The sequence below is a fragment of the Rhizobium sp. BR 249 genome (assembly GCF_047445895.1).
Lineage (GTDB): Bacteria > Pseudomonadota > Alphaproteobacteria > Rhizobiales > Rhizobiaceae > Rhizobium.
This window is the reverse complement of the sequence record NZ_JARWKX010000001.1, coordinates 159,897-180,563: the sequence shown is the minus strand read 5'-3', so window position 1 is coordinate 180,563 and position 20,667 is coordinate 159,897. Positions and strand designations below refer to the sequence as shown.

Genomic DNA, 20,667 nt, shown 5'->3' with positions numbered 1-20,667 from the left:
GGGCAGCGCTCCTATTTCAGCTTCTTCTTGAGGTCGTAAAGCGCGTCCATCGCCTCGCGCGGCGTCATGTCGTCGAGGCTCATGGCCCTCAACGCCTCCTCGACCTTGGACGGGCCGCGGGCGGTGTCCTCGCGGCGCACCGCCACCTGGAAAAGCGGCAGGTCGTCGATCAGCTGGCTCGCCGGGTTCTTGCGATCGGCATCTTCCAGGCGGGTGAGCACGTCTCGCGCGCGCGCCACGACCGAGGCCGGAAGCCCAGCAAGGCGGGCGACCTGGATGCCGTAGGAGCGGTCCGCCGCACCCGGCCCGACCTCGTGCAGGAAGATGACGTCGCCGTCCCATTCCTTGACGCGCATCGTGGCGTTCGATAGCCGGCCAAGCTTTTCCGAAAGCACGGTCAGTTCGTGGAAATGCGTGGCGAAGAGGCCGCGGCAGCGATTGGCCTCGTGCAGATGCTCGACGGCTGCCCAAGCGATCGACAGGCCGTCGAAGGTCGCGGTGCCGCGGCCGATTTCGTCGAGGATGACGAGCGAACGATCGCTCGCCTGGTTGAGGATCGCCGCCGTTTCCACCATCTCCACCATGAAGGTGGAGCGCCCCCGCGCCAGATCGTCCGATGCGCCGACGCGCGAGAAGAGCCGGTCGACGATGCCGATATGAGCTGACGTCGCCGGCACGAAGGAGCCCATCTGCGCCATGATCGATATCAGCGCGTTCTGGCGCAGGAAGGTCGACTTACCGCCCATATTAGGGCCGGTCAGCAGCCAGATCGCGCCGTCCTTGTCGCCCGTTTTCGGCGAAAGATCGCAATTGTTGGCAACGAAGGGGCCGCCCGCCTGGCGCCGCAGCGCCTGCTCGACGACGGGGTGGCGCCCGCCTTCGATCGCGAACATCTTCGAGCCGTCGACCTGTGGGCGGCAATAGGCCTGTTCCTCCGCGAGCAGCGCCAGACCCGCGGCGACGTCGATGACGGCAAGCGCCCGCGCGCCTGCCTTGATCGCCTCGGCTTCAGCCACGACGGCCGCCGTCATCCTGTCGAAGGCTTCGAGTTCGATCGCAAGCGCCCGGTCGGCGGCGTTGGCGATGCGGCTTTCGAGATCGGCAAGCTCGGTCGTGGTGAAGCGCATGGCGCTCGCCATCGTCTGGCGATGGATGAAACGGGCCTTCGCTTCGGTCGTGTCCGTCATCGGTCCGGCATTGCCGGCGGTCACTTCGATGAAATAGCCGAGAATATTGTTGTGCTTGATCTTCAGCGACCGGATGCCGGTTTCCTCGGCATATTGCAGTTGCAGGCCTGCGATGACGCGGCGGGACTGGTCGCGCAGCGCCCGGACTTCGTCGAGCTCGGCATTGGCGCCATCGCGCAGGAAGCTGCCGTCGCGTTTCAGCAGCGGCAATTCCTCGGCGAGCGTCTCGGCCAGCAGGTTTTCCAGGCTTGCGGGCAGGGCTTTCAGGCCGGACAGCGCCTCGCCGAGTTCTTCCGGCAGCATCGCGTTTCCGAGCAAATCCGCAAGGCCTCTCGCGGCTTGCAGGCCCTGGCGGATTGCCGAGAGGTCGCGCGGTCCGCCGCGGTCGAGCGCAAGGCGGGAGAGTGCGCGGGGCATGTCGGGCACGTGTTTGAAGGTGTCGCGCAGATTGCCGCAGAGCGAAGGTTCGTCGATCAGGAAGCCGATCGAATCGAGCCGCGCATTGATGCGGGCGGGATCGGTGAGCGGCGACATCAGCCGCTCGGCAAGAAGACGCGCCCCGCCGCCGGTGACGGTGCGGTCGATCGCTTTGAGCAGCGAACCGTTGCGATCGCCCGACAGCGTGCGGGCAAGTTCCAGATTGGCGCGGGTGGCGGGATCGATGAAGAGCGTCGAGGCAGCACTCTCCCGCTCCGGCTTTCCGAGCGGCGGCCGCTCGGCGATCTGCGTCTTCTCGACATAGGCGACGGCTGCTGCCGCCGCTGCGAGTTCGGCGCGCGAGAAGGTGCCGAAGCCGTCGAGTGTCGCGACGCCGAAATACCGCGCGATCCGGCCTTCGGCGCTGGCGCTGTCGAAGAGCACGGCCGGCTGCGGCACGGCTGTCCGGCCGAGCACGTCGAAGACGGGCTTGAGTTCGGGATCGTGGAAGATCGTATCGGGAAGAATGAGTTCGCGCGGATCGATGCGCAGGATATCGGCAAGCAGGCGCGAGGCTTCGGTCTCGGCCAGCCGGAAGACGCCCGTGGAAATATCGATCCAGGCGAGCGCCAGCAAGGGCTGGGCCGCACCGCGAATGCGGGTCAGCGCCATCAGATAGTTGGATTCCGAGGGCGAAAGCAGCTTCTCTTCGGTGATCGTGCCGGGTGTGACCAAGCGGACGACGTCGCGCTTGACGACGGATTTGCCGCCGCGCTTCTTGGCTTCGGCCGGATCCTCGATCTGCTCGCAGACGGCGACACGGAATCCGAGCGCAATCAGCTTCTGCAGATAGTCGTCGGCCGCATGCACGGGAACGCCGCACATCGGGATATCCTGGCCCATGTGCTGGCCGCGTTTCGTCAGCGTGATGCCGAGTGCGCGGGCGGCTTCGAGCGCATCCTCGAAGAACAGCTCGTAGAAATCGCCCATGCGATAGAACAGAAGCGAATCCGGATTGTTCGCCTTGATCTCGATATATTGCTCCATCATCGGCGTCGCCGAGGCACGGCTTTCCGCCGTGGCGAGCTCGGCAGCCGAAAAGGCTTCATTCCCGGTATCTATTCGTGCGTTCACGGAGGTGCAGTTTTTCCCAAAAAAACAGGTGCCAACCCTATCCGCGCGCCGCTATAGATGACAACTGCATTTGAGGAAGAGCGAAGCGTCGCCCACAGGACGTTGGAGGATTTATGCCCGATATCGATAAGAAAGACCGGCCGGTGACCTCTGTGACCGACCAGGAGGCGCTCGAATTTCACGCCATGGGCCGCCCCGGCAAGCTGGAGATCAACCCGACCAAACCGATGGCGACTCAGCGGGACCTCTCGCTCGCCTACTCGCCGGGTGTCGCCGTTCCGGTCAAGGCGATCGCCGCCGATCCGCAGACGGCCTATGATTATACCGCGCGCGGCAACATGGTCGCCGTCATATCGAACGGCACTGCCATTCTCGGCCTCGGCAATCTCGGCGCGCTCGCCTCCAAGCCGGTCATGGAAGGCAAGTCGGTGCTGTTCAAGCGCTTCGCCGACGTCGATTCCATCGACCTCGAGATCGATACGGAAAATGTCGACGAGTTCATCAACTGCGTGCGCTTCCTCGGCCCTTCTTTCGGCGGCATCAATCTCGAGGATATCAAGGCGCCGGATTGTTTCGTCATCGAAAGCCGGCTGCGCGAGCTGATGGACATCCCGGTCTTCCACGACGACCAGCACGGAACGGCGATCATCGCCGCTGCCGGCCTGATCAACGCGCTGGAGCTGACCGGCCGCGACCTGAAGACGACGAAGCTCGTCTGCAATGGGGCCGGCGCTGCGGCGATCGCCTGCGTCGAGCTCATCAAGGCGATGGGTTTTGCGCCTGAGAATGTCATCCTCTGCGACACCAAGGGCGTCATCTATCAGGGCCGTACCGAGGGCATGAACCAGTGGAAATCGGCGCATGCGGCCAAGACCGATACGCGCACGCTGGCAGAAGCAATGAAGGGCGCCGACGTCATTTTCGGCCTGTCGCAGAAGGGTGCCTTCTCGGCCGAGATGATCCGCTCGATGGCGGACCGGCCGATCATTTTCGCCATGGCCAATCCCGATCCCGAAATCACGCCGGAAGAGGTGGCCCGCATCCGCGATGACGCCATCATGGCGACCGGCCGTTCGGACTATCCGAACCAGGTCAACAACGTCCTCGGCTTTCCCTATATTTTCCGCGGCGCTCTCGATGTCCGCGCTTCCACCATCAACGACGCGATGAAGATCGCCGCCGTCAAGGCGCTGGCAAACCTTGCCCGCGAGGACGTTCCGGATGACGTGGTCGCCGCCTATCAGGGCAACCGGCCGCGTTTCGGCGCGCAATACATCATTCCCGTTCCTTTCGATCCGCGACTGATCTCGGCGATCCCGGTGGCGGTCGCAGAAGCCGCGATCGAGAGCGGCGTCGCCCGCAAGGTCATCACCGACATGGCGGGTTACGCCCGCGAGCTTTCGGCGCGCCGCGATCCGATCGCCTCGACGCTCGCCAGCCTCTACGAGCGCGTTCGCCGCCGCCCGAAGCGGATCGTCTTTGCCGAAGCCGAAGAAGAACAGGTCCTGCGCGCGGCGCTCTCCTACGCCAACCAGCAGCTCGGCACCGCCATCCTGCTCGGTCGCGAGGACCTGATCCGGGCGACGGCCGAACGCGCCGGCATCGATCTCAACCGGTCGGGCCTGGAAATCGTCAATGCCCGCATCTCGACCCGCGTCGAGGCCTATATCGACTATCTCTATGCCAGGCTGCAGCGCAAAGGTTATCTCCATCGCGATGCCCAGCGCCTGATCCACAACGACCGCAACCACTTCGCCGCCACCATGGTGGCGCTCGGCGATGCCGACGGCATGGTGACGGGCATCACCCGCAACTATTCCACGGCGCTCGAAGACGTGCGCCGCTGCATCGACGAGAAGCCCGGCCACCGCGTCATCGGCGTGTCGCTGGCGCTTTGCCGCGGCCGCACGGTCTTCGTTGCCGATACGGCGGTGCACGACATGCCGACGGCCGAGGAGCTTGCCGATATCGCCGAGGAAGCCGCCGGCCTCGCGCGCCGCATGGGTTATCCGCCGCGTGTCGCCCTGCTTGCCTATTCCACCTTCGGCCATCCCTCGGGCGAACGTTCCGAGCGGGTGCGCGAGGCGGTGAAGATCCTCGATCGACGCCGCGTCGATTTCGAATATGACGGCGAGATGGCGGCCGATGTCGCGCTGAACCGCAAGGTGATGGAGCAATATCCCTTCTGCCGTCTTTCCGGCCCGGCCAACGTGCTCGTCATGCCGGCCTTCCACTCGGCCTCGATCTCGACCAAGATGCTGCAGGAACTCGGCGGCTCCACCGTGATCGGCCCGATCCTCGTCGGTCTGGACAAACCGGTGCAGATCACCTCGATGGGCGCCAAGGACAGCGATATCGTCAACATGGCGGCGATCGCCGCCTATGGCGGCTCGTAAATCTTATCCTTTCCTAGGAGCGGCATTCTGTGCCCGGCCGACAGCGGATCGGCCGGGCACAGGTTTTTTCTGGATGACTCCGCAGGTCTCGGCTCGCCCGCCTCAGGAGTTCAGGGCACTATCCATAAGTCATACTTTTGATACGGTAGCCTTTTATGCGCGGCATGAATTGCCCGCCCGGACTTTGGAAAAGCGATGGGCAATTGACGGTTTCGCTGCTCAATTGTTTAATATTTCATCAGCGGGTTGGTTTCCATGACAGAAGACGCATCCCTCGATTTCACCGCCCGATTTCAGGGGGCAACTTTCGACGATATGGTCGAGGCCCTGACCAAGGGGTTTGGGTCGCTCGACGCATGGCGCACTGGCCGGGAGAAACCGCTCGACTGGAAGGTCGGGTTTTGGGGCGATGAACGGTTGTCGCTGGTCAGTAACCAGGATTCCGGCGACTGGGGTGCAAGAACGGGGCATGGAACGCCGGAAACTCTGGCAATCGTCGTTCCGCGTATGGGTGCCCTCAATGTAGGGTTTGGTCGCACGGTGGTCGAAGCGACGCCCGGGCGGCTGCTGTTGATGAACAATCTCGAGTCGGAATGGGTTTCCATCCAGGCAGCGCCTCACCGGTCGGACACGCTCAGCCTGAACTGGACAATCCTAACCCAGGCCTTTGCCGCCATACTGGAGAGACCCCCGATCGGGCCAATGGAGCTGGCGCCCATCCTCGATTTTTCCACGGCAACGGGACAGTTGGTCGCCAATCTCGTGCAGACGATCGTCATCGGCATGCGCAACAACGGGCCGCTCGCTCACTCGCCCATCGCCATGGCGAATCTCAGCCAGGCGCTTGCCGATCTCGTGGTGCGCCTGGTTCCTCATAAGCTCTCGCATCTGCTCGACAAGAAAATCCATCTGATAGCGCCGCAGCATGTCCGTCGAGCCATTGAATTCATGCATGCGAACATCGCCCAGCCGTTCACGATGCTGAGTGTCGCGGAGGCGGCAAACGTCTCCATCCGCGCTCTTGAAGTCGGTTTTCGCGACTTCAAGGGAACGACACCGGCAGCCTATCTGCGGACGATCCGCTTGCAGGCCGCCCGAGAGGATCTGCGCGATCCTTCGAACCGACAGCCGTTGCGGGACATCTGCTTGAAGTGGGGGTTCTTTCACTTTGGCCGTTTTTCGGCAATCTATCGGGCGGCGTATGGAGAGAACCCGTCGGACACGAGAAGGCGATCTGGACGGCCCCTCCCGGGGTAATATGTATCAGCTTGCGAAGCGGCCGGCGTCGGCGCCGTAATAATTCAGGTAGCGGTCGGAAATGCTGGAGATCGGCAGCACGATCAGCACATCGGTCGTGTTGAAGGCATGATCGATGACCGCGCTGGAGCCGACCATTGCGCCGAGGCGCAGATAACCCTTGATGAGCGGCGGCAGCGCCATTAGTGCCCGCTTGGGATTGACGGCCTCGACCGGCATCAGATCCATGTTGCGGGCGAGATGCGGCAGGGCGCCGACGGCCCACTCGTTCTTAGCCAGCACAGTATGGTAGAGGAAGGACAGCGCCAGCGCATGGCTTTCGAGATAGACGCCGGGGAAGGAGGCGCAGCCGAACATGGCGCTCATGCCATGCTTCAGCGCATAGGCCCAGTTGCCCTGCCACAGAAGCTCGACGGTGCGCTTGGTGCGGTATTCCGGCAGCACGCAGGACCGCCCGAGTTCCATGAAGCGCTTGTCCGGATGCTTGGCGAGCAGGCTCTCGATTTCGAATTCGGAAGCCGAGTAAAAACCGCCATTGGCAAGGGCGACATCCTGGCGCAGCAGCCGGTAGGTGCCGACGATCTGGTCTTCCGGATCGCCTTCGAGCGAGCGGTCGAGAACGAGAAGATGGTCGCAGAAGGCATCGTAGGCATCGAAATCGCGTTCGCGGCGCATGGCTTCCGGCGGCAGCTGCGCTTTCATTTCGTCGACGAAGACGCGGTAGCGCACGGCCTGCGCCGCATCGATCTCGCGCGCCGTGCGGGCGAGACGGGTTTCGAGGTTGCCGATGCGGCCGAGGATATCGCCTTCCGTCGGCGCAGCAGCCGTCGAGGGCCGAGCAGCCTCCGCGGTGGTGTCACGATTCAGGATGTCGATGGAGGACATGGCGATTCTCCCGTTGCCGGCTTATCGACGCCATAAAACACTTCTCTACGACAGGAAAGTGACATATTGCATTTCCCGGCGCAAGAAGCGTCCCGGTCCCGCGGCGCCTTACCGCGCCTCTGCCCGACGGGCGGAAAGTGCTGCGACCGCCTGAACTTCCGTCAGCAGCCGCACCGGGTCGACCGGCTTCACCATGACGCGGTTGGCGCCGTTGAGCAGAACCTGGCGGCGTGATTCGTCGCTCTTGTCGGCGGTCAGCACGATCACCGGCACCGGGGCAAGGTCGAGCCTCCGTTCATGGCCGCGCAGGCGCCCCAGCATGTCGATGCCGTTGCCGCCAGGCATCGAGAGATCGCTGATGATGATGTCGGGCCGGTCGCTTGCGTCGCAGAGCGCGCAATCGAGCAGCGTCTCGAAATCCTCGACATGGCGCACCTTATGCCCGCCCTTTTCGAGCATGACGCGCACCAGCATGGCATTGATCGGATCGTCCTCGCCGAGCAGGATGCTGAGCCCGTTGCGCGCAACCATCGTCTCCGCCAGCGAAAGGCCGAAGCCCGGCTGGTTGTCGTTCAGCGCGTCGCGCTTCTCCATCCCCCGCATGCGCCCGCGCAGCACGTCGATCAGCGACTGTTCGCGCAGCGGCCGGATCAGCCAGGCGTCGAAGAGATCGAGCGGATGAGCGCTACGCTCCTCCGGATTGACGAGCAGGACCTTGCGCAGGCCAAGTGTGGCGATTTCGGCGCGGTCGGCCAGGTGAGCGGAAAATTCCGCCGACATGCGATGGTCGACGATGATATCGGTCGGTCCCCGGCTGCCATTGGCCATGCCGAGCAGTGTCGCACGCGCCGTCTCGCCGTCGCTGACGAGATGGCAGAGGCCGCCGAGCGCGGTAATCGTTTCGGCAATCGCAGCGCGCGCGGCCCCGGCAGGCGCCAGCAGCACGACGCTGTTGCCGGCAAGCAGTGTGTTGCGCCGGTCGGGCCGCTCGCTGCCGATGTCGACGGGGAAGCGGATGGTGAATTCGCTGCCCCTGCCTTTTTCGCTGGCGACCGTCAGCGCGCCGCCGAATTCGCGCATGATGCGGGCCGAGATGGCAAGGCCGAGCCCGGTGCCGCTGCTCTTCTCCGCAACGGTCCCGCCTTGCTCGAACTCGCCGAAGACGCGCGCCAGCTCCTCCGCCGTCATGCCCGGACCGGTATCGGCCACGGTGATCAGCAGATTGCCGGCGTCGAGCGAGACGCGGATGAAGACGCCGCCGGCTTGGGTGAACTTCACCGCATTGCCGATGACGTTGAAGAGCACCTGACGCAGGCGCGCCGGGTCGAAGCTCATATTTTCGGGCACGTCGGACGATACCGTGGCGCCGATCTCGATGCCCTTTTCATGCGCCCGGTGGGCGAGCATTTCGACGACGCTTTCAAGGAGCTTGCGCACGGATTCCGAGCGCGGATGCAGCTCGAAGCGGCCGACCTCGATGGTGGAGAAGTCGAGCAGGTCCTCGACGAGCTGCGTCAGCGCGTGACCGGACTGGCGGATGTTCGCGAGATAGTTCTGTTGCTCCTGCGTCAGCCGGGTTTCGGCGATCAGATGCGTCATGCCGAGAATGCCCGAAAGCGGCGTGCGTACCTCGTGGCTGACGGTGGCAAGCAGCCTGGATTTGGCGGCGCTGTTATATTCGGCCTTCTGCCGGGCTTCCTCGCGCGCCTGCGCCACGAGGCGCTCCTCGGTCACATCCCGGGCGACGCTTTGCAGCAGCAGCCGGCCGTTTGCCGGATCGCGGGTGACGACGTCGCGCCAGAGGAAGATGCGTTGACCTTCCGGTGTCGAGATCTCGACATCGTAGCAGTGCGGAACCGGGCCGGGGCGGAAGGCAATCCCCATCTCCTCGCAGGTCCGTCCTTCCGGACGCGGCCGCCCGGTCAGGCGGCGAAACGTATCGTTGGCGGAAATGATGCGCCGGTCCATGGTGCGGCTGACCGTGATGTCGCCGAGTACATCGTGCACGTCGGCGAAGAGTTTTGCGCCATCGTTCCAGTCCGGCAGGGGGTTGATCCTACGTTGCCCGGCCCGGCGGCGCCGGACCATCAGGACGGCATAACTGGCGATGACGGCAAGACCGAGAACGACAAGGCCGCCCGAAAGGAGCAGCGGGTCGCCGGCATGGCCGAGCAGCATCAGGATCGTCGCGGCAAGAAGGCCGGCCCCGCCCAGCCAATAGAACAGCAGAACCCTTGCAGGAGTAGGCCCCTTCTCCTCGTCGCCGGCTTGCGGAGATTGCGATGCGCGCGACAGTGAAGGAAGGCCCTCCAGCCGCGTGTCATGCGGCTTGGCGGCGGCCCCGCCGAAAGCGGCGGACAATCTTTCCTGCAACTGTCCCAGACTCTGCATGGTACCGGGATAACATGAGGCCTCTTCCGAATGCCTTCAGGAATTCGATAAGATTTTAGCGGCTCGCCTTTTTCGGCAGCAGCAGTTCATCGAGAATGACGCAGCCCGCGCCGATGGTGATGAAGCTGTCGGCGAGGTTGAAGACCGCGAAAGACCAGCTTTCGGTGTGGAAAAGGATGTAATCGATCACGTGGCCATAGGCGAAACGGTCGACGAGATTGCCGATCGCGCCTGCGATGATCAGCGCATAACCGAGATGTGCGAGCCAGCGGTCTTTGTCGGTGCGGTACCAAAGCCAGATGACGAAAGCGACGATGATGAGCCGCATGCCGACGATGAACCAGCCATCCATGCCCGACAGCATCGAAAAGGCGACGCCGAGATTGTAGGTGCGGTAGAGCGCCAGCATCGGAATGACGGGAACGGCTTCCTGCAGCGGCAGGTAGTGATCGACGGCGATCTTGACGACCTGGTCAATGAGAACGGCGATGACGATAAAGAAGAGGATCGGCGCCGGCCTTGAAAAGAGCGCGGGACGTGCATGCGTCTGTTCGGTCATTTGACCTCGGCAAGTGAGAGGAGATGGCGGCGCGCCTCGAAAAGCATGACGGCGGTGGCGATGGCGAGGTTCAGGGAATCGGCGCGGCCCTGCTGCGGAATGCGCGCAAGCGCATCGGCTTCTTTGGCCAATTGGTCCGGCAGACCGGACTGCTCATTGCCCATCAGCAGCACGACCGGCTTTTTCCTGTAATCGATCGTGCGGTAGTCGACCGCGCCGGCAAGATGCGTCGCGACGATGGAAACGCCGGCCGATTTCCGCCAGGCGATGAATTCCTCCGGCGTCGCCCGCGCGACCGGAACTGCGAACACCGACCCCATGGTGGCGCGCACCGTTTCGAGCGAGAAGGGATCGGTTGCTTCTCCGACCAGGATGACGCCGGAAGCGCCGGCCGCATCGGCGGTGCGGATGATGGTGCCGAGATTGCCGGGGTCGCGCACGCGGTCGAGCGCCACCCATGTCTCGCCGTCTTTCGGCCGGATATCCTTCAGCGGCTTCCAGCGTTGATCGAAGATGCCGACGACCATTTGCGGATTGTCGCGGCGGGTGATCGAGGCAATCACCTTCTCGCTGACTTCGAGCACGAGCCCGCCGGCGGCGACCGTCCTTGCCGCCATCTGCTCGACCAGCGGCTTGCCCTTGGCGGCCTTGGCATAGACGAGCGTGCGGATCGTCCAGCCGAGTTCGATCGCGTCGATGACGAGCTTCAGTCCCTCGGCCAGGAAAGTGCCGCTTTCCTCCCGCGACTTCTTGTTCGTCAGCGCCTTGATGTCCTTGATGATCGGATTGGCGAGCGAGGTGACTTCCTTCACCTGGCCGACCCTGCGCGGTCCCTGATCGTGGAAGTCTTTGCTCATTTCGGCACCCAGCGGGAAAAGAGGGAGGTGGAAAGCGCGCGGCCCTGCGTTCTGCCGTCGGTGCCCGCCTCGCGGATGACAAGCTCGCCGGATTCGACCACGCCGCCGGCGCCGCGCATCGTTTCGCGCATCAGCTCGTGGATCGAATAGAAGCTGGCGCGGATCGAATAGGCCGTCAGCACCAGGCCGGCAGCCTTCGGCGACAGGATCTCGCGGCAGATGTCGAGCATCAGCGGCAGATGCTCGAAGAGATGCCAGACTTCGCCGTTCGGGCCGCGGCCGAATTTCGGCGGATCGGTGAGGATGATGTCGTACTGGCTGCCGCGGCGCTCCTCGCGCAGGATGAATTTCATCGCATCCTCGCAGATCCAGCGGATCGGCAGCTTTTCCATACGCCCGAGCGCCTGGTTCTCGCGCGCCCAGCCGATCGCCTTCTTCGAGGCGTCGACATGGGTGACTTCGGCGCCGGCTGCCGCGGCAACCAGCGAGGCGACGCCGGTATAGCCGAAGAGGTTCAGCACCTTCAGCGGCCTGCCTGCCTTTTCGACCTGCTCTTTCATCCAGTTCCAGTGCACGATCTGCTCGGGAAAGACACCGACGTGACGGAAGGAGGTGAAGCGGCCGAGGAAATCGACGCCGAGCAGGTTGAGCGGCCAGGTCTCGCCGAGCGCCTCCTTCGGGAAGCGCCAGCGGCCGGTGCCTTCCTCGTCGGTATCGCCGGTGAAGACGGCATCGACCTTTTCCCAGATGTGGGAGGGCAGCGAGGGCTGCCACAGCGCCTGCCCCTCCGGGCGGATGATGCGATAGGGGCCGTATTGCTCCAGCTTCTGGCCGTTGCCGCTGTCGATCAGATGGAAGTCGCCGGCCCCGAGCGATTCGAGGATGACGGGCACGCGTTCGGCCGGACGCTCGCCGCTGCGCGTCATCAGAGGGCGCGAGACCACGGCCGGCGCCGCGGTCTCGCGAACCGTTTCGCGGGCGGCCGCGGGCCGCTGGACGGGCTTCGGCGATCGGCCAGCCCGATCGTCCCTGCGGCTTTCACCAGCGGGACCCGATGTCTTCTTCTGGCCCGGCCGGCGTTCTCTTTGTTTCAACGTGCTCTTCCGCATCTCTGTCGGGGTTTTTCGTCCTCTAGCCTAGAAGACCGCGCCGGATCAACTGCGCGCCGACCAAGCCCGAACAGGTTCTCCCGGAGCGGCGTTCATTTCAAGCCCTCGGATGCATGCATGCGAAGCCAGCTTTCCGCCGCAAAAAGGGCCGCGACATGCATCGACTGCATGATGACGGCGCCTGACCGCAGGTCGGCAAGGATATCGCCCAGGTCGGCAAACAGCATGTCGACTTTCTCCTCGGGGTCGAACCGGGGTTCGCCTGTTCTGTTCAAGCCAAGCGCCAGCCAGCTCGTGACGATGTTGCTGTGGTTGGCGGCGTTCGGATAAGAGGTGAGCAGCTTGACGAAGGTGGAAGCTTCATGGCCGGTCTCTTCCCGCAGTTCACGCCGCGCGGCCGCCATCGCCGCATCGCCGGCCTCGATGTCAGCGGGTTCGACGCCACCGGCGACGAGACCGAGTATGATCTCACCGCAGCCATGCCGGTATTCCCGCGTCAGCAGAACGCGCCCGTCGGGCATCAATGGGATAACGTTGATCCAGTCGGGATAATCGAGCACATGAAATGGGGCGACGACGGTCCCCTCGGCGGTAACGCAATCATCGCTGCGAAGCCGGATCCAGCGATCCTCATAGGTGATGCGGCTGGCCGTCACGCTCCATGGCTTCAATTCATGACTCATCGTAGTCCCTTGCTCCGGATGGAGGCTGCCAGATAACATTCCTCTTCGCCGTGGCAAAGCGTCTTGCCGCTGGGATAAGATAGGCGAATCGGAGATGGGGCTATCGAATGGATTTCACCGGCGAAGAACGCATCGCTGCGCCCCGGGACGCCGTCTGGGCTGCGCTCAACGACCCTGAGATCATGCGCGGCTGCATTCCCGGTTGCCAAAATATCGAGCGGCTGTCGCCCGATACCTTCGAAGCGACGATCAAGGTCAAGTTCAGCCTGCTCTCCGCCACCTTCCACGGCCTGCTGATACTCTCCGACGTCGATGCGCCGAGACGTTATACGCTGTCGGCCGAAGGCAAGGGCGGTCTTGCCGGCTTCGCCAGGGGCAGCGCTGACGTCGTGCTCGAGGAGGCCGGCGCAGAGACGGTCCTGCATTACCGGGCCAGGGCCGAACTCGGCGGCAAGCTCGCTCAGCTCGGAGGGCGCCTGCTCGATTCGACCTCGCAGCGGCTGGCCGAGGGTTTCTTTTCGGATTTCAATGCCGCCGTCGTCGCGAAAATGGCGGCTGATTGAACCGCCGAACGCGCATGCCATGGGCTTGGCGCGGGTAGGGGCTTGGTTTAAGCCGGAATCATGACATGGACCATCAGGCCGCCGCAGGCGGAAGACCAGGAAGCGCTCGCGGAGATCTATCTGTCCGTGCGGCGGGAAACATTCGTCTGGGTCGATCCCGGCAAGTTCCACCGCGAGGATTTCGCCGCCCATACCAATGGCGAGACGATCTTCGTCTGCGAGCATGAGGGTGGCAGCGTAGCAGGCTTCCTCTCGCTCTGGCCGGCGGATGATTTCATTCACATGCTGTATATCCGCCCGGAATATCAGGGCAGCGGTGCCGGCACGGCGCTGCTGCGGGCGCTGCCGGAATGGCCGCGCCATAAGTACCGGCTGAAATGCCTGGTGAAGAACCGGCGGGCGAAGGCCTTCTACCTCTCCCATGGTTTCCAGGTTACCGGCAATGGTGCGTCGCCGGAAGGCGATTATGAGGAACTGAGCTTCTTGCCGGCCTGACGGACCGTCAAATCTGGCGGCCGAAATGCTTACCGCGACGGCAGCTGCCCGGCAATTTCCTCGGCGCGGCTCTTGTGGCGATCGGCTTCGCTCTGCCAGCGGATCGCTTCCTTCGCCTCGGTGCGGGCGCGCTTGCGGTGTTTGCCCTGGCCGAACCAGGTCGCGGCCGAGCCGATCAGCATGCCTGCTATCAGCGCGATGAACAGGAAGACGAAGAAGGGCGCGGAAACCGCAAGCACCTGATCTTCGGGCCTGAACGGATTGAAGGCGAGCGTGACGCTCTGCCGGTTGGCGACGCAGAAGACGATGAGGATGACGCCGAGCGGCAGCAGAATCAAAAGGTTGACGATTTTCTTGGCCATTTGAAATCTCCACATGCCGGATTGCACCGGTCTTTTCGGGCCGGTGCGCTAGCAGAATAGGAAAACGGCCTTCAAGTTCAAGTGCGGTTTCGCCGCAGGCGGCTCGCCGCTCAATCCTCTTCGTCGGCCTGGCCCGGGTTGAGCCGCTCGCGCAGCTCCTTGCCGGTTTTGAAGAAGGGAACCCACTTCTCCTCGACGAAGACCGTATCGCCCGTCCGCGGGTTGCGGCCGGAGCGGGAAGGGCGGTTCTTGACGGAAAACGCGCCGAAGCCGCGCAATTCGACACGGTTGCCCGCAGCCAGTGCATCGGTGATCTCGTCGAGAACCGCGTTGACGATATTCTCGACGTCGCGATGATAGAGATGCGGGTTGCGTGCCGCAACAATCTGCACCAATTCGGACTTGATCACAGTCGCCCCCTTAAATTATTGATTTCTTATCAATCGCGGCCAACCTGCCAAACTGAAAGCAGCCCGTCAAGAAGCAACTTTGGGGGCAGGATTCCATTCAGATCCTGGGATTTCGCGAGATCATCATAACCGAAGATCGCAATCAACCGTGAAACAGCCCCAGCGAGCAGAAAGGGCGTATTGCTCTTCTTGTCCCAGTCCACCATCGGCAGATCGGCGTCGATGCCGCGCGATGTCAGGTAGGCCCGGATTTCCGCTTCGCCGCCGATCGTATCGACGAGTTTCACCTTCAGCGCCTGCCGGCCGGTATAGATCGTGCCGTCGGCCAGTTTCAGCACCTCGTCCCGCGGCAGCTTGCGCCGGTCGGCGACCAGATCGACGAACCAGTTGTAGCTGTCGACCACCATGTTGCGGATCATCGTCTTTGCCTCCTCGCTCGCCTCGTGGAAGGGAGAGGGCTCGGCCTTCAGCGGCGAGGATTTGATCTCCTGCAGCGATACGCCGATCTTGTCGAGCAGCGGCTGGATCTGCGGATATTGGAAGATGACGCCGATCGAGCCGGTGATCGAGCTGTCGCCGGCAATGATCGTATCGCCGGCGGTGGCGATCATGTAGCCGGCGGAGGCGGCAAGCGTGCGCACGTCGGAGACAACAGGCTTCTTGGCCGCAATCGCCCGGATCGCCTTGAAGATTTTTTCGCCGCCATAGGTCGTGCCGCCCGGCGAGGAAATGGAAATCACCACCGCCTTCACCTGATTGTCGGTCTCGATCTTCTTCAAACGCTCCAGAAGCTCGTCGTCGTCGACGATCAGCCCCGATATCGTCACATGGGCGACATGCGGACGCACCGTCCCGGCATCGCCGAGAGCGAAACGGTAGAAAGCGAAGCCGAGCGCCACGATCAGGGCCACCGCAATGAGGCGCCAGAAGCCGAGCTTGCGGCGCAGCCGCCGGCGATCGGCAATGATCGAACTGTCCATGAAAACCTCCAGCGCTGGGCTCCGGCCTTCGGCATGCCGCCGATGGACCGGTGAAATAGGGTGGCAGCGGCACGTACGAATGCCACTTTTTGATGTTTTTCCGTTTTGTTGCTTGTTGCAGAAAAAATTCCATATTGGCAAGCCAATGTAATAATGCGAAACGAACTGTGATTGGCGGCCGGCTTTGTTACGAAGGCGCGGCGATCACCGCACATGGACGAGGCATATGCTCGATACCCTGAAGAACAACGGAAGCGCCGCTTTTGCGGGGTCCGGCAAGACCCCCTATGGCGATGCGTTGTTCCATTCCGCCCGCGTGCGGCGGCTGAAGGTCCTGCTGCCGGCGGCAGCCCTCATCGTGTCGTTGGCTTTCATCGCGGTGTCGGTGATCCGCACCTATCTGCCCGAGAACATCAAGATCGAAGGCGCCAAGATCGAAAACGGCAAGGTCGTGATGGAAAAGCCGGCGATATCCGGGCGCAATTCCGACGGAATCAATTATTCCATGCTCGCCGAGAGGGCGCTGCAGGATATCCGCGATCCCGATCTCATCACGCTCGAAACCATCAAGGCCGCCGTGCCGATGAATGACGGCCTGATCGCCCGTGTCGTCGCCTCGACCGCCGACTACAATCGCGCCACGGACAACCTGCACATGACCGCTCCCTTCACCCTGGTGCTGAGCAGCGGCCTCAACGCGAAATTCCAGTCCGCCCATCTCGACATCAAGGGCGGCAACATGCGGAGTGACGACCCCGTCACCATTACCAAGGACAATGCCTCCATTGTTGCGAAGACGCTTCAGATAACCGATAAGGGGCGCGTGATCACATTCGAGGGGAATGTTCGCATGAATGTCGATCCAACCACCATCCATAAACAGGGCACTTAACCAGCCGGGTCACCATGACAAAAGATTGTCGCATCTCCACTTGCAAGACTGGCATTGCACTCATTGCCGGCGCATTTGCCCTTATTCTGACGGCTTCGGGCGCGGGTGCGCAGTCGACGACGATGTCGGGCATGAAGCTTTCCAACGACCAGCCGATCCAGATCGAAAGCGACAAGCTTGAGATCCACGATCAGGAGCACACGGCTCTGTTCACCGGCAACGTCAAGGTCGTGCAGGGAACGACGACGATGCAGTCGGGCAAGATGACCGTCTATTACAAGGACAAGGCTGCAAAGCCGGGCGCGGCTCCGGCTCAGCCCGAGACAAAGGCGCAGCAGTCTGGCTCGCTTGCATCGGGAAGTGCCGACATCGACAAGATCCTGGTGACGGACAAGGTCTACCTGGTTTCGGGTACGCAGACGGCGACCGCCGATGACGGCAATTTCGACATGGCCTCGCAGACATTCATCCTGACAGCGGATGAGGGAAACAAGGTCATCCTGTCGGATGGGCCGAACGTCTTCACCGGCTGCAAGCTGACCGTTCACATGCAAACCGGTCAGGCGGAGCTTGAAAGCTGCGGCGGGCGTGTCCAAATTCAGCTCGATCCGAAATCGCAGCAGAATCCGCAGCAGCAGAAGCAGAACTGAAACCGGCCTCCCACGTGAAATTATCATCGCTATCCACCATGTTCGGCAAGCCCGAGCCGCAAGCCGCGGGCGCCGCCGACAAGAGTCGCTATCAGGGAACGCTGATCGCACGTGGTCTGACGAAGACCTATGCGACGCGCCGCGTCGTCAACGGCGTCTCGCTGGTGGTGCGCCGTGGCGAGGCAGTCGGCCTGCTCGGTCCGAACGGCGCCGGCAAGACCACCTGTTTTTACATGATCACCGGCCTCGTGCCGGTGGATGAAGGCACGATCGAGATCGACGGAAACGAAGTCACGACCATGCCGATGTACCGCCGCTCGCGCCTCGGCGTCGGTTATCTGCCGCAGGAAGCCTCGATCTTCCGCGGCCTGACGGTGGAGGAAAACATCCGCGCCGTCCTCGAAGTGCATGTGAAGGACAAGGCCGAGCGCGAGCATAAGCTGAACGAGCTTCTGGAGGAGTTCCATATCCAGAAGCTGCGCAAGAGTGCCGCCGTCGCCCTGTCGGGCGGTGAGCGCCGCCGCCTCGAAATTGCCCGCGCTCTTGCCACCGATCCGACCTTCATGCTGCTCGACGAGCCCTTCGCCGGCGTCGATCCGATCTCGGTCGCCGACATCCAGAACCTCGTCCACCACCTGACGGCCCGCGGCATCGGCGTTCTCATCACCGACCATAATGTGCGCGAAACGCTCGGCCTCATCGACCGCGCCTATATCATCCATGCCGGTGAGGTGCTGACCCACGGCCGGGCGAACGACATCGTCAACAATCCGGAAGTGCGCCGGCTCTATCTCGGCGACAATTTCAGCCTCTGACGGCGGAATGCGCAGAAATTCACCATGCCGGCACAGTTCCGCTTGACCAAATCCAATAAAAAAGCAATTTTTGGGCCAAGTTGGATTTCCGTGGCCTGAAGCGTTGACCGGACGCGGTTTCCCAAGGAATCGTGGGGAGTTTCGCGTCCGTCATGGCACTGTCCGCCAATCTTTTCCTGCGCCAGAACCAGTCATTGGTGATGACACCGCAACTGATGCAATCCATCCAGTTGCTGCAGATGACGCATTTTGAACTCACTCAGTTCATCGCCCAGGAAGTGGAAAAGAACCCGCTGCTCGAATTCCCGTCAAATGACGGCGAGGCGGGCAGCGAACGCGGCGAAGCCGAGGATGGGGACTATGGCCATCAGCCGGAAGACGCCGCGTCGGACGACGGTTACGACAATCGTGCCGAGGCGCTTTCCAGCGACTGGTACGACAATGGCGGCAGCGCCAGCACGAGCCGGCTGACCGAAGAGCTCGACGCCAACTATACCAATGTCTTTCCCGATGACGGCGCGCCGCAGCGCCTCGATGCGCCGGAACTCGTCAGCCAGTGGAAATCGATGCCGGGCAGCGGAGAGGCCGCCGATTACGACCTCGATGATTTCGTCGCCGGCCAGGTATCGCTACGCGATCACCTCGCCCAGCAGATCCCCTTCGTCCTGCCCGACATGGCCGATCGGCTGATCGCGCAGAACTTCATCGATCAGCTCGATGACGCCGGTTATCTGCAGGCCGATATGGCCGAGGCCGGCGAGAGGCTGGGCACGAGCCTCGCGCAGGCCGAGCGCGTGCTCACCGCCCTGCAGACGCTCGATCCGCCGGGTGTTTTCGCCCGCAGCCTCTCGGAATGCCTGGCGATCCAGCTCAGGCAGAAGGACCGGTACGACCCCGCCATGCAGGCGCTGGTCGAAAACCTCGAACTTCTGGCCCGGCGTGATTTCGCCACGCTGAAGCGGCTCTGCGGCGTCGACGAGGAAGACCTTCTCGACATGCTTGCCGAGATCCGCCAGCTCAATCCGAAGCCCGGCAGCGGTTTCGAGGCGGGTGTTTCCGAAGCGATCATGCCCGACGTCGTCGTCAGGCCCTCTTCGGACGCCGGCTGGCTGGTCGAGCTCAATCCGGATACGCTGCCGCGCGTGCTGGTCAACCAGTCCTATTTTTCCCGCGTGACCAAAAATGGAGAGGATCACGCCTTCCTCTCCGAATGCCTGCAGAGCGCCAATTGGCTGACACGCAGCCTCGATCAGCGGGCAAAGACCATCATGAAGGTGGCAAGCGAGATCGTGCGCCAGCAGGACGCCTTTCTGCTGCACGGCGTCGACCATCTGCGCCCGCTGAACCTGAAGACGGTCGCCGAGGCGATCAAGATGCATGAATCCACCGTCAGCCGCGTCACGTCGAACAAATACATGCTGACGCCGCGCGGCCTCTTCGAGCTCAAATATTTCTTCACGGTTTCGATCAGCGCCGTCGAGGGCGGCGACGGCCATTCGGCCGAAGCCGTGCGTCACAAGATTCGCGCGCTGATCATGCAGGAGAGCCCGGACGCGGTGCTCTCCGACGACGACATCGTCGACATGCTGAAGAAGGGCGGCATCGATCTCGCCCGCCGAACGGTTGCCAAATACAGGGAGGCGATGAACATTGCCTCCTCGGTGCAGCGGCGCCGCGAAAAGCGGGCGCTCGCCAAGGTCTCAGGCTTCTGAGGCGATCATGCTTCGGCCTTGATCGAGGTATCCTGCGGCAGGCCCCCCGCTATCTCCCGTAAATCCCAACCGACATCATATCGGGTGCCGCCGCTCTGTGTTTGCCTTGAGTCGCTGAGGCGGGCTTTTGGTCCTATTGACTTTTCCACGGCCTCCGTCTAGAAGCCCGCCGCAATCGATGCCCGTGAACGGCATTTGGAGTTATCCCCATCATCCAAAGGGTACCAAGGACACGCAGGCTTGCGCCGATCTTGCTTGAGATTGCGCGAAGTGCTTGGATGAACCTGAGGCTTGGCGTAAACTGATACCCGCAAACGACCATAAGAAGGGAAACTCCATGAGTGTGCGTGTATCCGGGAAACATATGGAAATTGGTGAATCGTTCCGTCAAAAGATCGAGGACCAAATTGGTATGGCCATCACGAAATACTTCGACGGGGGGTATTCCGGCCAAGTGACCGTGGTGAAGGCAAGTTCCCGTTTCTCCGCGGACTGCAAGCTCCATCTCGACAGTGGCGTGGTGCTGCATGCGGCCGGCGAAGCGACCGATCCCCAGCTTGCTTTCGATGCCGCTTCCGAGCGCATCGAAAAGCGTTTGCGCCGCTACAAACGCAAGCTGAAGGACCATCATGCCGGAAACCATCTGAATGGTTTTGCAGAAGTCTCCTACACGGTCATGGATTCCGTTCCTGATCACGAAGATGAAATTCCAGACGATTTCGCCCCGGCGATCGTCGCTGAAAGCACGAAGCAGCTGAAGACCATGTCGGTCGCCACCGCCGTGATGGCGCTCGACATGACCGACGAGCCGCTTCTCCTGTTCCGCAGCCCCGGCAAGGAACATCTGAACATCGTTTACCGTCGGCACGACGGAAATATTGGCTGGATCGATTCGGCCAATATCAAAGGCTGA

19 protein-coding genes are annotated in these 20,667 nt (G+C 62.6%); 9 read left to right on the top strand and 10 right to left on the bottom strand.

Annotation, left to right across the window (positions count from 1 at the left end; genetic code table 11):
* Positions 1 to 11: 11 nt before the first annotated feature.
* The gene (gene mutS, locus QD408_RS00875; protein WP_414138031.1) at positions 12 to 2,738 is read right to left on the bottom strand and encodes a DNA mismatch repair protein MutS; all 2,727 of its coding nucleotides are present in this window, start codon (positions 2,736 to 2,738) and stop codon (positions 12 to 14) included.
* Positions 2,739 to 2,851: 113 nt separating this feature from the next.
* Between mutS and QD408_RS00870 the strand changes: the two genes are divergently transcribed.
* The gene (locus tag QD408_RS00870; protein WP_414138030.1) at positions 2,852 to 5,134 is read left to right on the top strand and encodes an NADP-dependent malic enzyme; all 2,283 of its coding nucleotides are present in this window, start codon (positions 2,852 to 2,854) and stop codon (positions 5,132 to 5,134) included.
* 255 nt (positions 5,135 to 5,389) lie between these two features.
* Positions 5,390 to 6,391, top strand: a complete 1,002-nt coding sequence (locus QD408_RS00865) for a helix-turn-helix transcriptional regulator (protein WP_414138029.1) — start codon at positions 5,390 to 5,392, stop codon at positions 6,389 to 6,391.
* A gap of 6 nt (positions 6,392 to 6,397) precedes the next feature.
* On the opposite strand, the gene QD408_RS00860 is transcribed toward QD408_RS00865, so the two are convergent.
* From QD408_RS00860 to QD408_RS00835, 6 genes are all read right to left on the bottom strand, one after another.
* Positions 6,398 to 7,276 (bottom strand): GNAT family N-acetyltransferase, encoded by an 879-nt coding sequence (locus QD408_RS00860; protein WP_414138028.1) that lies wholly within the window; start codon positions 7,274 to 7,276, stop codon positions 6,398 to 6,400.
* Positions 7,277 to 7,384: 108 nt separating this feature from the next.
* The gene (locus QD408_RS00855; protein ID WP_414138027.1) at positions 7,385 to 9,667 is read right to left on the bottom strand and encodes an ATP-binding protein; all 2,283 of its coding nucleotides are present in this window, start codon (positions 9,665 to 9,667) and stop codon (positions 7,385 to 7,387) included.
* A 55-nt stretch (positions 9,668 to 9,722) separates the two neighbouring features.
* Complete coding sequence (gene lspA / locus QD408_RS00850) at positions 9,723 to 10,226, bottom strand: signal peptidase II (RefSeq protein ID WP_414138026.1); 504 nt, start codon at positions 10,224 to 10,226, stop codon at positions 9,723 to 9,725.
* On the bottom strand, positions 10,223 to 11,083 hold the full coding sequence (locus tag QD408_RS00845) for a TrmH family RNA methyltransferase (protein WP_088684518.1): 861 nt from the start codon (positions 11,081 to 11,083) through the stop codon (positions 10,223 to 10,225). Before QD408_RS00845 ends, lspA begins: the two co-directional genes overlap by 4 nt.
* Complete coding sequence (locus QD408_RS00840) at positions 11,080 to 12,177, bottom strand: class I SAM-dependent methyltransferase (protein ID WP_414138025.1); 1,098 nt, start codon at positions 12,175 to 12,177, stop codon at positions 11,080 to 11,082. Before QD408_RS00840 ends, QD408_RS00845 begins: the two co-directional genes overlap by 4 nt.
* Before the next feature lie 107 nt (positions 12,178 to 12,284).
* Positions 12,285 to 12,875 carry an NUDIX hydrolase gene (locus QD408_RS00835; RefSeq protein ID WP_414138024.1) on the bottom strand — a complete coding sequence of 197 codons (591 nt, stop codon included), beginning with the start codon at positions 12,873 to 12,875 and terminating at the stop codon, positions 12,285 to 12,287.
* Between the two features lie 107 nt (positions 12,876 to 12,982).
* On the opposite strand from QD408_RS00835, the gene QD408_RS00830 reads away from it, so the two are divergent.
* Both QD408_RS00830 and QD408_RS00825 read left to right on the top strand, forming a co-directional pair.
* Entirely contained in the window at positions 12,983 to 13,438 is a 456-nt protein-coding gene (locus tag QD408_RS00830; protein WP_414138023.1) for an SRPBCC family protein, read from the top strand.
* Between the two features lie 60 nt (positions 13,439 to 13,498).
* The gene (locus tag QD408_RS00825; protein WP_414138022.1) at positions 13,499 to 13,933 is read left to right on the top strand and encodes an N-acetyltransferase family protein; all 435 of its coding nucleotides are present in this window, start codon (positions 13,499 to 13,501) and stop codon (positions 13,931 to 13,933) included.
* Positions 13,934 to 13,962: 29 nt separating this feature from the next.
* On the opposite strand, the gene QD408_RS00820 is transcribed toward QD408_RS00825, so the two are convergent.
* The 3 genes from QD408_RS00820 to sppA form a co-directional block, all read right to left on the bottom strand.
* Entirely contained in the window at positions 13,963 to 14,295 is a 333-nt protein-coding gene (locus QD408_RS00820; RefSeq protein ID WP_414138021.1) for a DUF1049 domain-containing protein, read from the bottom strand.
* A 110-nt stretch (positions 14,296 to 14,405) separates the two neighbouring features.
* Positions 14,406 to 14,705 (bottom strand): integration host factor subunit beta, encoded by a 300-nt coding sequence (locus QD408_RS00815; protein ID WP_003544934.1) that lies wholly within the window; start codon positions 14,703 to 14,705, stop codon positions 14,406 to 14,408.
* A gap of 29 nt (positions 14,706 to 14,734) precedes the next feature.
* On the bottom strand, positions 14,735 to 15,685 hold the full coding sequence (gene sppA, locus QD408_RS00810) for a signal peptide peptidase SppA (RefSeq protein ID WP_414138020.1): 951 nt from the start codon (positions 15,683 to 15,685) through the stop codon (positions 14,735 to 14,737).
* 226 nt (positions 15,686 to 15,911) lie between these two features.
* On the opposite strand from sppA, the gene lptC reads away from it, so the two are divergent.
* The 5 genes from lptC (at position 15,912) to hpf (ending at position 20,667) form a co-directional block, all read left to right on the top strand.
* A complete protein-coding gene (gene lptC, locus QD408_RS00805; protein ID WP_088684525.1) occupies positions 15,912 to 16,577 on the top strand; it encodes an LPS export ABC transporter periplasmic protein LptC in 666 nt (221 codons plus the stop codon).
* A gap of 14 nt (positions 16,578 to 16,591) precedes the next feature.
* Positions 16,592 to 17,227, top strand: coding sequence for an LptA/OstA family protein (locus QD408_RS00800; protein ID WP_088684526.1), 636 nt, complete (start codon positions 16,592 to 16,594; stop codon positions 17,225 to 17,227).
* Positions 17,228 to 17,265: 38 nt separating this feature from the next.
* Positions 17,266 to 18,042, top strand: coding sequence for an LPS export ABC transporter ATP-binding protein (gene lptB / locus QD408_RS00795; RefSeq protein WP_088684527.1), 777 nt, complete (start codon positions 17,266 to 17,268; stop codon positions 18,040 to 18,042).
* A 152-nt stretch (positions 18,043 to 18,194) separates the two neighbouring features.
* On the top strand, positions 18,195 to 19,754 hold the full coding sequence (rpoN, locus tag QD408_RS00790; protein WP_414138019.1) for an RNA polymerase factor sigma-54: 1,560 nt from the start codon (positions 18,195 to 18,197) through the stop codon (positions 19,752 to 19,754).
* Between the two features lie 337 nt (positions 19,755 to 20,091).
* A complete protein-coding gene (gene hpf / locus QD408_RS00785; protein ID WP_004674094.1) occupies positions 20,092 to 20,667 on the top strand; it encodes a ribosome hibernation-promoting factor, HPF/YfiA family in 576 nt (191 codons plus the stop codon).

Coding starts and splice junctions, on each gene's coding strand:
- QD408_RS00870 (WP_414138030.1), top strand. CDS start 2,852: ATGCCCGATATCGATAAGAAAGACCGGCCGGTGACCTCTGTGACCGAC.
- QD408_RS00865 (WP_414138029.1), top strand. CDS start 5,390: ATGACAGAAGACGCATCCCTCGATTTCACCGCCCGATTTCAGGGGGCA.
- QD408_RS00860 (WP_414138028.1), bottom strand. CDS start 7,276: ATGTCCTCCATCGACATCCTGAATCGTGACACCACCGCGGAGGCTGCT.
- QD408_RS00855 (WP_414138027.1), bottom strand. CDS start 9,667: ATGCAGAGTCTGGGACAGTTGCAGGAAAGATTGTCCGCCGCTTTCGGC.
- lspA (WP_414138026.1), bottom strand. CDS start 10,226: ATGACCGAACAGACGCATGCACGTCCCGCGCTCTTTTCAAGGCCGGCG.
- QD408_RS00845 (WP_088684518.1), bottom strand. CDS start 11,083: ATGAGCAAAGACTTCCACGATCAGGGACCGCGCAGGGTCGGCCAGGTG.
- QD408_RS00835 (WP_414138024.1), bottom strand. CDS start 12,875: ATGAGTCATGAATTGAAGCCATGGAGCGTGACGGCCAGCCGCATCACC.
- QD408_RS00830 (WP_414138023.1), top strand. CDS start 12,983: ATGGATTTCACCGGCGAAGAACGCATCGCTGCGCCCCGGGACGCCGTC.
- QD408_RS00825 (WP_414138022.1), top strand. CDS start 13,499: ATGACATGGACCATCAGGCCGCCGCAGGCGGAAGACCAGGAAGCGCTC.
- QD408_RS00820 (WP_414138021.1), bottom strand. CDS start 14,295: ATGGCCAAGAAAATCGTCAACCTTTTGATTCTGCTGCCGCTCGGCGTC.
- sppA (WP_414138020.1), bottom strand. CDS start 15,685: ATGGACAGTTCGATCATTGCCGATCGCCGGCGGCTGCGCCGCAAGCTC.
- lptC (WP_088684525.1), top strand. CDS start 15,912: ATGCTCGATACCCTGAAGAACAACGGAAGCGCCGCTTTTGCGGGGTCC.
- QD408_RS00800 (WP_088684526.1), top strand. CDS start 16,592: ATGACAAAAGATTGTCGCATCTCCACTTGCAAGACTGGCATTGCACTC.
- lptB (WP_088684527.1), top strand. CDS start 17,266: ATGTTCGGCAAGCCCGAGCCGCAAGCCGCGGGCGCCGCCGACAAGAGT.
- rpoN (WP_414138019.1), top strand. CDS start 18,195: ATGGCACTGTCCGCCAATCTTTTCCTGCGCCAGAACCAGTCATTGGTG.
- hpf (WP_004674094.1), top strand. CDS start 20,092: ATGAGTGTGCGTGTATCCGGGAAACATATGGAAATTGGTGAATCGTTC.